Raw genomic sequence first — 14,311 nt, 5'->3', positions numbered from 1 at the left:
CCTTTTCTTAAAAAACAAAAAAGACCAGTTCCAAATGGAACTGATCCTTATAGAAGCTTGGCGGCGTCCTACTCTCACAGGGGGAGACCCCCAACTACCATCGGCGCTGAAGAGCTTAACTTCCGTGTTCGGTATGGGAACGGGTGTGACCTCTTCGCTATCGCCACCAAACCTGATGGAGAGAATGTTCTCTCAAAACTAGATAACAATGTTCAAACTTCACAATAGAATATAGGTTAAGTCCTCGATCTATTAGTATCTGTCAGCTCCACGTGTCACCACGCTTCCACCTCAGACCTATCAACCTGATCATCTTTCAGGGATCTTACTTCCTTGCGGAATGGGAAATCTCATCTTGAGGGGGGCTTCATGCTTAGATGCTTTCAGCACTTATCCCGTCCGCACATAGCTACCCAGCGATGCCCTTGGCAGAACAACTGGTACACCAGCGGTGCGTCCATCCCGGTCCTCTCGTACTAAGGACAGCTCCTCTCAAATTTCCTGCGCCCGCGACGGATAGGGACCGAACTGTCTCACGACGTTCTGAACCCAGCTCGCGTACCGCTTTAATGGGCGAACAGCCCAACCCTTGGGACCGACTACAGCCCCAGGATGCGATGAGCCGACATCGAGGTGCCAAACCTCCCCGTCGATGTGGACTCTTGGGGGAGATAAGCCTGTTATCCCCGGGGTAGCTTTTATCCGTTGAGCGATGGCCCTTCCATGCGGAACCACCGGATCACTAAGCCCGACTTTCGTCCCTGCTCGACTTGTAGGTCTCGCAGTCAAGCTCCCTTGTGCCTTTACACTCTGCGAATGATTTCCAACCATTCTGAGGGAACCTTTGGGCGCCTCCGTTACATTTTAGGAGGCGACCGCCCCAGTCAAACTGCCCACCTGACACTGTCTCCCTGCCCGATAAGGGCAGCGGGTTAGAAGGTCAATACAGCCAGGGTAGTATCCCACCGATGCCTCCACCGAAGCTAGCGCTCCGGTTTCCAAGGCTCCTACCTATCCTGTACAAGCTGTACCAACATTCAATATCAGGCTGCAGTAAAGCTCCACGGGGTCTTTCCGTCCTGTCGCGGGTAACCTGCATCTTCACAGGTACTATAATTTCACCGAGTCTCTCGTTGAGACAGTGCCCAGATCGTTGCGCCTTTCGTGCGGGTCGGAACTTACCCGACAAGGAATTTCGCTACCTTAGGACCGTTATAGTTACGGCCGCCGTTTACTGGGGCTTCAATTCGCACCTTCGCTTACGCTAAGCGCTCCTCTTAACCTTCCAGCACCGGGCAGGCGTCAGCCCCTATACTTCGCCTTACGGCTTCGCAGAGACCTGTGTTTTTGCTAAACAGTCGCCTGGGCCTATTCACTGCGGCTTCTCGGGGCTTTAACACCCTAAGAAGCACCCCTTCTCCCGAAGTTACGGGGTCATTTTGCCGAGTTCCTTAACGAGAGTTCTCTCGATCACCTTAGGATTCTCTCCTCGCCTACCTGTGTCGGTTTGCGGTACGGGCACCTCTCACCTCGCTAGAGGCTTTTCTTGGCAGTGTGGAATCAGGAACTTCGCTACTAAATTTCGCTCGCCATCACAGCTCAGCCTTCACGGGAAACGGATTTGCCTATTTCCCAGCCTAACTGCTTGGACGCGGATATCCAATACCGCGCTTACCCTATCCTCCTGCGTCCCCCCATTGCTCAAATGGTGAGGAGGTGGTACAGGAATATCAACCTGTTGTCCATCGCCTACGCCTTTCGGCCTCGGCTTAGGTCCCGACTAACCCTGAGCGGACGAGCCTTCCTCAGGAAACCTTAGGCATTCGGTGGACGGGATTCTCACCCGTCTTTCGCTACTCATACCGGCATTCTCACTTCTAAGCGCTCCACCAGTCCTTCCGGTCTGACTTCACAGCACTTAGAACGCTCTCCTACCACTGTTCGTTAGAACAGTCCGCAGCTTCGGTGATACGTTTAGCCCCGGTACATTTTCGGCGCAGAGTCACTCGACCAGTGAGCTATTACGCACTCTTTAAATGGTGGCTGCTTCTAAGCCAACATCCTGGTTGTCTAAGCAACTCCACATCCTTTTCCACTTAACGTATACTTTGGGACCTTAGCTGGCGGTCTGGGCTGTTTCCCTTTCGACTACGGATCTTATCACTCGCAGTCTGACTCCCAAGGATAAGTCATCGGCATTCGGAGTTTGACTGAATTCGGTAACCCGGTAGGGGCCCCTAGTCCAATCAGTGCTCTACCTCCGAGACTCTTACCTTGAGGCTAGCCCTAAAGCTATTTCGGAGAGAACCAGCTATCTCCAGGTTCGATTGGCATTTCACCCCTACCCACACCTCATCCCCGCACTTTTCAACGTGCGTGGGTTCGGGCCTCCATTCAGTGTTACCTGAACTTCACCCTGGACATGGGTAGATCACCTGGTTTCGGGTCTACGACCACGTACTCATGCGCCCTATTCAGACTCGCTTTCGCTGCGGCTCCGCATCTTCTGCTTAACCTTGCACGGGATCGTAACTCGCCGGTTCATTCTACAAAAGGCACGCCATCACCCTTTAACGGGCTCTGACTACTTGTAGGCACACGGTTTCAGGATCTATTTCACTCCCCTTCCGGGGTGCTTTTCACCTTTCCCTCACGGTACTGGTTCACTATCGGTCACTAGGGAGTATTTAGCCTTGGGAGATGGTCCTCCCGGATTCCGACGGAATTTCACGTGTTCCGCCGTACTCAGGATCCACTCTGGAGAGAACAACATTTCAGTTACAGGGCTGTTACCTTCTTTGGCGGGCCTTTCCAGACCTCTTCGCTTATATCGTTCCTTTGTAACTCCGTATAGAGTGTCCTACAACCCCAAGAGGCAAGCCTCTTGGTTTGGGCTGTTCCCGTTTCGCTCGCCGCTACTCAGGGAATCGCATTTGCTTTCTCTTCCTCCGGGTACTTAGATGTTTCAGTTCCCCGGGTATGCCTTCTCATACTCTATGTATTCAAGTATGGATACTACTCCATTACGAGCAGTGGGTTTCCCCATTCGGAAATCTCCGGATCAAAGCTTGCTTACAGCTCCCCGAAGCATATCGGTGTTCGTCCCGTCCTTCATCGGCTCCTAGTGCCAAGGCATCCACCGTGCGCCCTTTCTAACTTAACCATTTCTTACTTTAGAAAGAATCACTATGTGTGATGAACTTTGCATTGCATTCAATGTGAATGTATTACTTATTGTTATCTAGTTTTCAAAGAACACGTTGGTGGAGCCTAGCGGGATCGAACCGCTGACCTCCTGCGTGCAAGGCAGGCGCTCTCCCAGCTGAGCTAAGGCCCCGATTTAATAGAAGATGGTGGGCCTGAGTGGACTCGAACCACCGACCTCACGCTTATCAGGCGTGCGCTCTAACCAGCTGAGCTACAGGCCCATCTTTCATATCGAAGATATGATGTTGTAGGATCTTTTGCAAGTTCCTTCAAAACTAAACAAGACGAAAACGCACGCTGCTCCATATATCCTTAGAAAGGAGGTGATCCAGCCGCACCTTCCGATACGGCTACCTTGTTACGACTTCACCCCAATCATCTGTCCCACCTTCGGCGGCTGGCTCCATAAAGGTTACCTCACCGACTTCGGGTGTTACAAACTCTCGTGGTGTGACGGGCGGTGTGTACAAGGCCCGGGAACGTATTCACCGCGGCATGCTGATCCGCGATTACTAGCGATTCCAGCTTCACGCAGTCGAGTTGCAGACTGCGATCCGAACTGAGAACAGATTTATGGGATTGGCTAAACCTTGCGGTCTCGCAGCCCTTTGTTCTGTCCATTGTAGCACGTGTGTAGCCCAGGTCATAAGGGGCATGATGATTTGACGTCATCCCCACCTTCCTCCGGTTTGTCACCGGCAGTCACCTTAGAGTGCCCAACTAAATGCTGGCAACTAAGATCAAGGGTTGCGCTCGTTGCGGGACTTAACCCAACATCTCACGACACGAGCTGACGACAACCATGCACCACCTGTCACTCTGTCCCCGAAGGGAAAGCCCTATCTCTAGGGTTGTCAGAGGATGTCAAGACCTGGTAAGGTTCTTCGCGTTGCTTCGAATTAAACCACATGCTCCACCGCTTGTGCGGGCCCCCGTCAATTCCTTTGAGTTTCAGTCTTGCGACCGTACTCCCCAGGCGGAGTGCTTAATGCGTTAGCTGCAGCACTAAGGGGCGGAAACCCCCTAACACTTAGCACTCATCGTTTACGGCGTGGACTACCAGGGTATCTAATCCTGTTCGCTCCCCACGCTTTCGCTCCTCAGCGTCAGTTACAGACCAGAGAGTCGCCTTCGCCACTGGTGTTCCTCCACATCTCTACGCATTTCACCGCTACACGTGGAATTCCACTCTCCTCTTCTGCACTCAAGTTTCCCAGTTTCCAATGACCCTCCCCGGTTGAGCCGGGGGCTTTCACATCAGACTTAAGAAACCGCCTGCGAGCCCTTTACGCCCAATAATTCCGGACAACGCTTGCCACCTACGTATTACCGCGGCTGCTGGCACGTAGTTAGCCGTGGCTTTCTGGTTAGGTACCGTCAAGGTGCGAGCAGTTACTCTCGCACTTGTTCTTCCCTAACAACAGAGCTTTACGATCCGAAAACCTTCATCACTCACGCGGCGTTGCTCCGTCAGACTTTCGTCCATTGCGGAAGATTCCCTACTGCTGCCTCCCGTAGGAGTCTGGGCCGTGTCTCAGTCCCAGTGTGGCCGATCACCCTCTCAGGTCGGCTACGCATCGTCGCCTTGGTGAGCCATTACCCCACCAACTAGCTAATGCGCCGCGGGTCCATCTGTAAGTGACAGCCGAAACCGTCTTTCATCCTTGAACCATGCGGTTCAAGGAACTATCCGGTATTAGCTCCGGTTTCCCGGAGTTATCCCAGTCTTACAGGCAGGTTACCCACGTGTTACTCACCCGTCCGCCGCTAACATCCGGGAGCAAGCTCCCTTCTGTCCGCTCGACTTGCATGTATTAGGCACGCCGCCAGCGTTCGTCCTGAGCCAGGATCAAACTCTCCGAGGTATGCAGGATGCATATCACACATGCGTTGCTACACGATGTAGCGAACTTAGCATGTGATCATTTCCTGCCTCGTCAGCGTTTGACTGACTACCTATGAAATATCATAGGATTTTTTATAAAAACTCGAATTAACAGGTACGTTTTGTCTTGTTTAGTTTTCAAAGAACTTGTTTACCGCTTCAGAAGCGACTAGAACATCATACCATATTTAAATTGTTAATGTCAACAACTTTTTTTGCTATTATGTTTTTTCGTTTCTTCGTCATCAGCGACGTATATTAATTTACCACCATACAGAATCAAAGTCAACAATATTTCTCATTAAATAATAAATTTTTCAATTACAACTAAAGCTGCTACGCCTGGAATGCCCAATAAACCACTGATGCCACTTGTTACAGGGTTAATAGATACATGTAATCCTAGACTCTCTCCAAATAGATTAAGACAAAATAAAAATAGAGCACCTGCCACAAACTTTATTCCAATTAGCCCTAACCACTTGAAGGGGTTCGCTTGAACACCTGACATAAACAACAATAGTACAGCTAGCAAAATTGACCCGATCACAATAACAGGTTCCATAATCCTCTCATCTCCTCTTCATATGAATAGTACAAGCATATGAGAGGACTATGTAAAATAGACCTGCTATCTCCAGTTGTTTAAACGTAAATTTCTCTTTTTCGCTTCTCTTAGATAGAAAAAGTACTTCGCTTGAGCAAGCTTTAATTCGAATAGAATGTCCGGTGAAGGCTCAACGCTATTTGCGACAAGCTTTTTTTGTCTGTTCCATTCTTCCTTTTGCTTAAAAAGCTGTTGAATTAATTTCTCATCGAATTCTTTTCGAATTGATTTTCTGCGAAGAAAACCCATGTACCGTACTTCTCCTTCCTACATCTCACGTCTGCCCTCTAGAGCTTTAGACAGTGTGACTTCATCTGCATACTCTAAGTCTCCACCTACTGGTAGTCCGTGAGCAATACGAGAGAGTTTAATTCCTGATGGTTTCAACAATCTAGAGATATACATGGCTGTAGCCTCTCCTTCAATATTGGGATTGGTTGCAAGGATTACCTCTGTCACTTGATCGTCTTGCAATCTTTTTAGCAGATCAGGAATTTTAATATCCTCTGGACCAATACCATCCATTGGCGAAATAGCACCATGAAGGACATGATATAAGCCGTTGTATTCTTTCATCTTTTCCATTGCGATCACATCTTTTGGATCTTGTACTACACAGATAACAGATTGATCTCTTCTTGTATCTTCACAAATATAGCAAGGATCTTGATCTGTGATATGGCCGCATACTGAGCAATAAGTTAAATTACGCTTTGCATTAACAAGCGCCTTCGCGAAATCTAGCACGACATCTTCCTGCATGCTAAGAACAAAAAAAGCCAGACGGACCGCAGTTTTCGGTCCGATTCCTGGCAATTTCATAAAGCTATCAATCAGCTTTGATATTGGTTCAGGATATTGCATCTTCAGTTATTCCTCCTAGAATAAACCTGGCATGTTCATTCCTTTTGTGAATTGACCCATTGTTTCATTTGTTAACTCATCAACTTTTTTCAATGCATCATTTGTCGCTGCAAGTACAAGATCTTGAAGCATATCGATATCTTCTGGATCAACAACTTCTTCATTAATTGCTACATCGACAACTTCTTTTTGTCCATTTACTTTTACAGTGACCATACCGCCACCAGCTGTACCTTCAAGGACTTTTTCTGCAAGCTCTTCTTGAGCCTTAGCCATATCCTTTTGCATTTTTTGCATTTGTTTCATCATTTTTTGCATATTTCCCATTCCACCGCGCATATGAACACCACTCTCTTTCATTTTTATTAATCTTTAATTTCAATTAAATCGGTTCCTACTAACTTCTTTGCTTCTGCAATCAATGGATCCTCTTCAGCAGGAGTCCCCTGACCATCTGCCTGTTCATCTGGCTGATGATCTCTTAAAAATTCTTCTCTTATTTTACCCCATTGAGCGTCAGGAACGCCAACTAATTCCACTCTTTTCCCTAACATAGACTCTAGTAGCTGCTCAAGGTTAGTTCGAACACCGCTTTTATCTTCAGCAACCATTTTACAATGTATTTCAAACTTGAATTTTAAAACAAAGGCATGAGTAGCCGCAGCAACTGGTTCACTATCCGTTAATAGTGCAGCGTGAGACACCTTATTCTGCTGTTTCAAGTGGGCAAGGAGTTCTCCCCATTTGCCTTTAATTTTTTCTAACTCTGGACGTTTTGCTTCTTTTAGAATCTCGTGAATTCGGCCGACAGGTGCACGATATCCATTTTTGTTACTCGTTTGTGGTCGAGGTGCTTCCTTTTTTTCTTGAGGATGTTGAGAATGAGACATTGGCACACCCTCAGCTTTGATCCTAGATAGCTCCTGTTCCAACCTGTCTATTTTATCCGTTAGCGTCGTTAAATCAGCGTTAGCATGAGCTTGTGGTATTCCAGCCGTTGCCTGACATAGCTTGACAACAGCTACCTCAAAGAAAATCCTTGGATGATTCGTCCACTTCATTTCTTGGTGACTTTTATTCAGCACTTCAATTGTTTCATATAGAAATTGAGGTGTCACACGATCCGAAAGCGTCACGAAATTTTCATCGACCTTTACCTTTTCAAGGACCCCTTCCAGATCTGGTGCTGTTTTATAAAGCAGCATATCTCTAAAGTAAAAAATCATGTCCTCTATTAATTTAGCAGCATCTTTCCCCTGCTGAAGTAATTCATTTAAGGTATCTAACGCCATGGCAATATTTTGATCAAAAATTGCTTCGGCTAACTGACTAATGAATTGCTGAGAAACAGCTCCTGTAATGAGCAGCGCATCATCAATTGTCAGTTGCTCACCACTAAACGAAATGGCTTGATCTAAGAGGCTTAATGCATCACGCATACCGCCATCAGCTGCACTAGCGATAATCTCGAGCGAGCCCTCTTGTACATTTAGGCTTTCTGCATCTACAATTTTCTGCATTCTTCCAACAATATCTTTTGTCGTGATTCGTTTAAAATCAAATCTCTGACAACGAGATATGATCGTAAGAGGAATCTTATGAGGCTCTGTGGTAGCTAAAATAAAGATACAATGAGCAGGCGGCTCCTCTAACGTTTTAAGAAGGGCATTAAACGCCCCGATAGAGAGCATATGTACTTCATCTATAATATAAACCTTATATGTAACAGCCGAAGGAGCAAATTTCACTTTATCACGTATATCACGGATTTCATCTACCCCGTTGTTTGAGGCAGCATCTATTTCGATCACATCTGAAATTGAGCCATTTGTAATCCCTTTACAAGCATCACATTCATTACAAGGTTCACTCACAGGTGACTTTTCACAGTTCACTGCCTTCGCAAAGATTTTAGCAGCACTTGTTTTACCTGTTCCTCTAGGACCTGAAAATAAGTAAGCATGAGAAAACTTCTTCTGCAAAAGGGCATTTTGCAACGTTTTTGTGATGTGTTCTTGTCCAACAACATCCTCAAAAACTTGAGGTCTGAACACTCGATACAAAGCTTGATAACTCACAAATACGCCCTCCTCCATTTATCATCTTTTTTATTATACATGATGCACCGATCAATTCAAAAGCACACCTTTATTTTCTAATAAACGAAAATGATGATTTCAACTATAGGTTTTCTACTTTCTATGAATCAAAAACCTGTTTTTTAGATGTTCGAATTGATCTACAAAACCAACAAGAACACTCGTTCTCATTCCGAAAATAAAAAACAAAAAGGACTCTAAAATGTTTTTTTGGCTATTTGTATAAAAAAAGCAGCTGAATTATTCTTTAAACAGCAACAAAAAACTCACCTAGATTAACTAGATGAGTTACATTTAATATTGATTTACCGTGCACCTTCTGTCGATTCGCTACCCCAAGCGTTACTTAAACAGTTAGCTCGGCCCAGGCAACCCTGCGGCACATGAGAGGTTTCACTTAATGCTGCTTCCTTCCGGACCTGACATGGTTCATGAATTCCCATTGCGCAGGACCCAGACGTCAACACCACTTATTTAAGGCAGACCTTGAAGTAAACGAACCTTGAGAAGGGATTCGGCCTCGCTAGAGCGGATTGCGAGTACAGGGCACCGCTACCTCCCCGCTTAGCACGGCAAAATGAATATTAAATTGTTAGTGACGCAGACATAAGTATACCTTCTTATAGTCGAAATTGCAAACTTCATCCATTCATTTACTTTTGGCTTGTTTCTTTCGTTGACGGAGATTTCGGAAGAACTGACTTAGCAACTCACCACACTCATTTTCAAGTACACCACCAATGACTTCAGACTGATGATTGAATCGTTCATCATCCAGTAAATTCATTAAAGTACCTGCACATCCACCTTTTGGATCGTATGCACCAAAAACGACCTTTTTCACTCTAGAAAGAACAATCGCTCCCGCACACATAGGACATGGTTCAAGCGTCACATAAAGTACAGCATCTTCTAAACGCCAGCTTTCAGTTGTTTTACACGCTTCATCAATAGCAAGTAATTCTGCATGCGCAATTGAACGTTGCTCTGTTTCCCTTAAATTATGAGCGCGGCTCACAATTTGGTCATCAACAACGATGATCGCACCGATTGGTACTTCTCCTATTTGTTCTGCTTTTAAGGCTTCAGAAATAGCTTCTTGCATAAACTGTTCATCTCTCGTCATAGCACGGCTCTCTTTTCATGTTTTTTAAAAGGATATTGAGGTTAACATATTAGCACAATCTTTTAAAGGGGGTCTTACTTTGCAAAAGCACCAAAAGGCACTGCTGATTATTGACATGATTAATAATTTTGACTTTGAAATGGGACATGTACTCGCTGAAAAAACAGAGCAAATGACCAATAAGATTTTAGCTCTTAAAGATCATGCTTTCAAGGAAAATTGGCCGATCATCTATATCAACGACCACTATGGTCTCTGGAAGGCTGATATTCAAGCTGTGATGGAAACATGCAAAAACGAGAGAAGCTCCGCTATTTTAGAGAAAATGGCACCATCAAAAGATGATTATTTCTTAATTAAACCGAAGCATTCTGCCTTCTATGGTACTGCATTAGAGACACTCTTAAATGAATTAGGTGTACAAGACATCATTTTGACCGGAATTGCAGGAAACATTTGCGTTCTATTCACTGCAAATGACGCATACATGCGAGAATACAACTTAATTGTACCTAAAGATTGTATCGCATCAAATGACGACAGAGACAACGAATATGCTTTAACGATGATGGAAAACGTTCTACTTGCAAAAATCACCACTGCTAAAGAGATCACGAATGAAAATCAAACATGATTTATCCATAACCCTCATAAATTGTTAGCAATAACAAAGGGGGCGTTGACTATTCAAATTTATGTTGTCAAAAGAGGAGATACTTTAAACGAAATTGCCATGCGTTTTAAAACAACAGTCAATGAAATCATCCGGACCAACGATATTGAAACACCAAATCAACTCGTCATTGGACAAACAATTGTCATTCCAATTAGAGGACAATTTTATGAGGTCAAACAAAATGACACACTTTATCAAATTGGAAGACGATTTCGAATTTCAGTGGAAGAGCTGGCACGTGTGAATAGAATACGGCCTGAAGCCATACTTCCTATTCGCTTCTTGCTCTATATCCCTCAAAGACCTAAAAGGAACATTAATTCGAATGCTTACATTGAACCACGGGGAAATCAAGTGAGTGAAAACTTAAAACAAGCAGCTAGAGAGGCCTCTCCATATTTAACGCATTTAGGCGCTTTTAGTTTTCAAGCACAAAGAGATGGAACACTGAAAGAACCACCGTTAGATCAGCTACCTCAAATAGCCGCTCAGAGCAGAACCGTTTTATCTATGGTGGTGACTAATCTAGAGAATGATAAATTCAGTGATGAACTTGGGCGAATTCTTTTGAATAACCAATCTGTCAAAGCCACATTTTTAAATGAAATCGTTCGTATTGCAAAAAAGTATCAATTTAAAGAAATCCATTTTGATTTTGAATATTTACGTCCCGCTGATAAAGAGGCTTACATTCAATTTTTAAGAGAGGCAACGACCCGCTTCCATCAAGAAGGATGGACAATATCTGTTGCACTTGCCCCTAAAACAAGTAGTCAGCAAAAGGGAAAATGGTATGAGGCTCATGACTATGGAGCTATTGGGAATATCGTCGATCATGTTGTCTTAATGACCTACGAATGGGGATACAGCGGCGGCCCTGCGCAAGCAGTCTCTCCCATTGGACCTGTCCGCCAAGTCATTGAATATGCACTGACCGTTATGCCAGCCAATAAAATAGTTATGGGTCAGAACTTATACGGCTATGATTGGACGCTTCCTTACGTTCAAGGCGGGCCTATCGCTAAAGCTGTCAGTCCCCAACAAGCGATTGCCATTGCTAGAAATAATAATGCCTCCATTCTATATGACGAAACAGCTCAAGCACCTTATTTTCGTTATACAGATGCCAATAATAAAGAGCACGAAGTATGGTTCGAAGATGCTAGATCGATTCAAGCAAAGTTCAACCTCATCAAAGAGTTAAGCTTGAACGGGATTGCTTATTGGAAATTAGGTCTATCCTTCCCTCAAAATTGGCTCTTATTATCAGATCAATTTAATATTGAAAAAAGAACGACATCGTAATCCGTTCGCTCTATCTCTCGGAAGGGGTATGGTACAATATACATTGGTTTGACAACTTTATAGATAGAGGAGAACGCCTATGTATCCTGCCCCTTTTATTGCAGTGGAAGGCCCAATTGGAGCCGGAAAAACAACTTTGGCTACAATGCTTGCGAAGGAATTTCAATTTCCTTTAGTAAAAGAGATTGTAGAAGAAAATCCATTCTTAGATAAATTTTATGAAGATATGGAACAATGGAGCTTTCAGCTTGAGATGTTCTTTTTATGCAATCGGTTCAAACAGTTAGAATCGATTCAAGAAAACTATGTGAATCATCAGCAGCCGATTGTCACTGATTATCATGTATATAAAAATATGATATTTGCAGAAAGAACATTATCGAAAAAGCACATGGACAAATACAGAAAGATCTATCACTTGCTAACAGATGATCTTCCTAAACCCAATGCCATCATCTATATAAAAGCCAGCCTTCCTACCTTACTTGAAAGAATACAGATGAGAGGACGCTCTTTTGAAGAAGACATTGACCCAGCTTATTTAAAAACACTCATTGAAGATTATGAGCTGGCCATTGAACATTTAAAACAGACTGACCCAGGGCTTCCTATCATTACAATTGAAGGAGATCATACAGACTTCGTTTCCTCACAGCAAGATTACCAGCAAATTGTACAGAACATAAAGGAGCAAGTGCTATGAACAATATCGAAATACCAAAAGATGCAGTGATCACAATTGCCGGGACTGTTGGTGTCGGAAAATCAACTATGACTAAAACGATAGCGGACAAGCTAGGCTTTCAAACCTCTCTTGAAAAAGTAGATGATAACCCATACTTAGAGCCCTTTTATTCTGATTTTCAAAGATGGAGCTTCCATTTACAAGTCTATTTCCTTGCGGAGCGTTTTAAGGAACAAAAGCGGATTTTTGAATCTGGTGGAGGATATGTGCAAGATCGTTCAATTTATGAGGACACGGGCATATTCGCAAAAATGCATGCGGACAAAGGTACGATGTCTGAAGTAGATTATGAAACGTATACAAGTCTATTCGAGGCAATGGTGATGACACCTTACTTCCCTCACCCTGATGTTCTCATCTATTTACACGGGGATTTAAATCATATTTTACATCGTATCGAGGAACGCGGCAGAGAGATGGAAACTCAAACGGACCGAGCCTATTGGGAAGAAATGTACACTCGATACACAGAATGGATCGAACAATTCGATTTATGTCCAGTGATTAAAATTAACATTGAAGATTACGACTTACTTCATGATGAAAGCTCACTTGATCCCATTCTTCATGAAATAGCTTCTGTCATTCAAAAAAATCGCTCTAAAACAAAATAAAAAAAACCGCTGCATTCGCGAATGCAGCGGTTTGACAATTCCAATTTTTATGCTTGCGTTTCAATTTAACTAAGGTAAAAAATCAATATGGCGGAGGAAGAGGGATTCGAACCCCCGCGGGCTTTGACACCCCTGTCGGTTTTCAAGACCGATCCCTTCAGCCGGACTTGGGTATTCCTCCGTATCGACAAGAATTAATATACCATATCGTTTTATTTCAAGTCAACATCTTTTCGAAAAAAAATTCAATAAGTTATTTTGCCATGAAATCTACCCATAAAAAAGCAGCCATCGACGGCTGCTCTTGATCTATTTTGTATCCTGTCTAATCTCTTCAATAAAATGATTCATCTCTTCTTTAAACTCATTTAATGATTCGATAATTTTCGTAAAATCTGTCACTTGTTTGGCTTGTTCATTTGTTGAGCTGCTGATTTGTGAGATATTTTCAGACAATGTACCAATGCTGTCTTGGATCTCTTTTAAGAAGGTATTAATGGTTTCCGCCGCTTCCTTTGAGCCATCTGATAATTTACGAACTTCATCAGCCACGACAGCAAACCCTTTTCCATTCTCTCCTGCCCTTGCTGCTTCAATTGCAGCATTTAGGCCTAGCAAGTTGGTTTGTCTAGCAATACCGCCAATGGTTTTGACGACTTCTTCAATGTTTGCTGATTTCTCTTCCGCTCTTCCTGCCTGTTCACTTATTTCTAAACTTGTGGCAGCTAGCTCTTGTGAATGCGCAGCAATTTGCTCAATTCCACTTTGGAGTTCTTTTGCTACACCATTGATATGCTCCATATAACCGCTTAATTTCTTTTCACGATGATGTGAAAATGCCACTAAAAAAGAGCCAATTACTTTTCTATTTTCATCGAAAATCGGGTAACCTTTTACTGCAATTTCATAACCATATAAAGACTCTGGTAAATGACCGTCATATTCTTGTCCTCTTAATGTCGTCGCCACGTTTTGGTCTTCTGGGTTCAATGGGTCCCCAACCTTCATGCCAAAATCTATTGTGTTAGACGGATAGTAGCAAAGCACCTTTTCTGTATCAGTGATGCCGAAAAGAATACTTTCATCTAGAACTTTTCTAACTAATTGAGCCATTTCAACATAATAGTCAAGCCTATTCAAGGTTATTCCTTCTTTCCTAGAAGCTTTTAGTATTTCTATCGGC

General features: G+C 43.8%; 10 protein-coding genes, 3 tRNA genes, 3 rRNA genes, 1 other RNA gene and 1 pseudogene. 4 read left to right on the top strand and 14 right to left on the bottom strand.

Translation table 11 applies throughout. The features are described from left to right. Nucleotides 1-55: 55 nt before the first annotated feature. From rrf to tadA, 12 genes are all read right to left on the bottom strand, one after another. Nucleotides 56-171 (bottom strand): 5S ribosomal RNA (rrf, locus tag NKR21_RS00185). 61 nt (nt 172-232) lie between these two features. Beyond that, a 23S ribosomal RNA gene (locus NKR21_RS00180) occupies nt 233-3,163 on the bottom strand. A gap of 98 nt (nt 3,164-3,261) precedes the next feature. Beyond that, nucleotides 3,262-3,337, bottom strand: a tRNA-Ala gene (locus NKR21_RS00175). A 14-nt stretch (nt 3,338-3,351) separates the two neighbouring features. Continuing rightward, nucleotides 3,352-3,428, bottom strand: a tRNA-Ile gene (locus NKR21_RS00170). A gap of 95 nt (nt 3,429-3,523) precedes the next feature. Next, a 16S ribosomal RNA gene (locus NKR21_RS00165) occupies nt 3,524-5,072 on the bottom strand. Together the 16S, 23S and 5S rRNA genes with 2 tRNA genes alongside form the textbook arrangement of a ribosomal RNA operon. A gap of 321 nt (nt 5,073-5,393) precedes the next feature. Further along, nucleotides 5,394-5,657 (bottom strand): pro-sigmaK processing inhibitor BofA family protein, encoded by a 264-nt coding sequence (locus NKR21_RS00160; RefSeq protein ID WP_012009068.1) that lies wholly within the window; start codon nt 5,655-5,657, stop codon nt 5,394-5,396. Nucleotides 5,658-5,723: 66 nt separating this feature from the next. Next, nucleotides 5,724-5,948, bottom strand: coding sequence for a YaaL family protein (locus NKR21_RS00155; RefSeq protein WP_003218088.1), 225 nt, complete (start codon nt 5,946-5,948; stop codon nt 5,724-5,726). A gap of 18 nt (nt 5,949-5,966) precedes the next feature. Then, the gene (gene recR / locus NKR21_RS00150; protein ID WP_003218094.1) at nt 5,967-6,563 is read right to left on the bottom strand and encodes a recombination protein RecR; all 597 of its coding nucleotides are present in this window, start codon (nt 6,561-6,563) and stop codon (nt 5,967-5,969) included. A gap of 15 nt (nt 6,564-6,578) precedes the next feature. Continuing rightward, nucleotides 6,579-6,902, bottom strand: a complete 324-nt coding sequence (locus tag NKR21_RS00145; protein ID WP_008342011.1) for a YbaB/EbfC family nucleoid-associated protein — start codon at nt 6,900-6,902, stop codon at nt 6,579-6,581. Between the two features lie 26 nt (nt 6,903-6,928). Continuing rightward, nucleotides 6,929-8,641: a DNA polymerase III subunit gamma/tau gene (gene dnaX, locus NKR21_RS00140; RefSeq protein ID WP_144458534.1), complete on the bottom strand. Its 1,713-nt coding sequence runs from the start codon at nt 8,639-8,641 to the stop codon at nt 6,929-6,931. 329 nt (nt 8,642-8,970) lie between these two features. Continuing rightward, nucleotides 8,971-9,235, bottom strand: an RNA gene (gene ffs, locus NKR21_RS00135) — signal recognition particle sRNA large type. A gap of 76 nt (nt 9,236-9,311) precedes the next feature. Continuing rightward, a complete protein-coding gene (tadA, locus tag NKR21_RS00130) occupies nt 9,312-9,788 on the bottom strand; it encodes a tRNA adenosine(34) deaminase TadA (protein WP_012009066.1) in 477 nt (158 codons plus the stop codon). 79 nt (nt 9,789-9,867) lie between these two features. Here tadA and NKR21_RS00125 point away from each other — a divergent pair, with 79 nt between their 5' ends. The 4 genes from NKR21_RS00125 to NKR21_RS00110 all read left to right on the top strand — a co-directional run bounded on the left by NKR21_RS00125 (nt 9,868) and on the right by NKR21_RS00110 (nt 13,128). Further along, complete coding sequence (locus NKR21_RS00125; protein ID WP_144458533.1) at nt 9,868-10,422, top strand: cysteine hydrolase family protein; 555 nt, start codon at nt 9,868-9,870, stop codon at nt 10,420-10,422. Between the two features lie 99 nt (nt 10,423-10,521). Next, nucleotides 10,522-11,769 carry a glycosyl hydrolase family 18 protein gene (locus tag NKR21_RS00120; protein ID WP_236832378.1) on the top strand — a complete coding sequence of 416 codons (1,248 nt, stop codon included), beginning with the start codon at nt 10,522-10,524 and terminating at the stop codon, nt 11,767-11,769. A 79-nt stretch (nt 11,770-11,848) separates the two neighbouring features. Then, complete coding sequence (locus NKR21_RS00115) at nt 11,849-12,472, top strand: deoxynucleoside kinase (protein WP_012009063.1); 624 nt, start codon at nt 11,849-11,851, stop codon at nt 12,470-12,472. Further along, entirely contained in the window at nt 12,469-13,128 is a 660-nt protein-coding gene (locus NKR21_RS00110; RefSeq protein WP_012009062.1) for a deoxynucleoside kinase, read from the top strand. Before NKR21_RS00115 ends, NKR21_RS00110 begins: the two co-directional genes overlap by 4 nt. A gap of 88 nt (nt 13,129-13,216) precedes the next feature. Here NKR21_RS00110 and NKR21_RS00105 read toward each other — a convergent pair. Together NKR21_RS00105 and NKR21_RS21320 are read right to left on the bottom strand one after the other, a co-directional pair. Further along, nucleotides 13,217-13,309: transfer RNA gene (locus NKR21_RS00105), tRNA-Ser, on the bottom strand. A gap of 128 nt (nt 13,310-13,437) precedes the next feature. Further along, nucleotides 13,438-13,773: pseudogene (locus NKR21_RS21320) on the bottom strand (methyl-accepting chemotaxis protein); the annotation flags it as partial. Between the last annotated feature and the right edge of the window lie 538 nt (nt 13,774-14,311).

Source organism: Bacillus sp. 1735sda2 (genome assembly GCF_024159245.1).
Taxonomy (GTDB): Bacteria; Bacillota; Bacilli; order Bacillales; family Bacillaceae; genus Bacillus; species Bacillus pumilus_O.
This window is presented reverse-complemented; position numbering and strand designations above follow the sequence as displayed.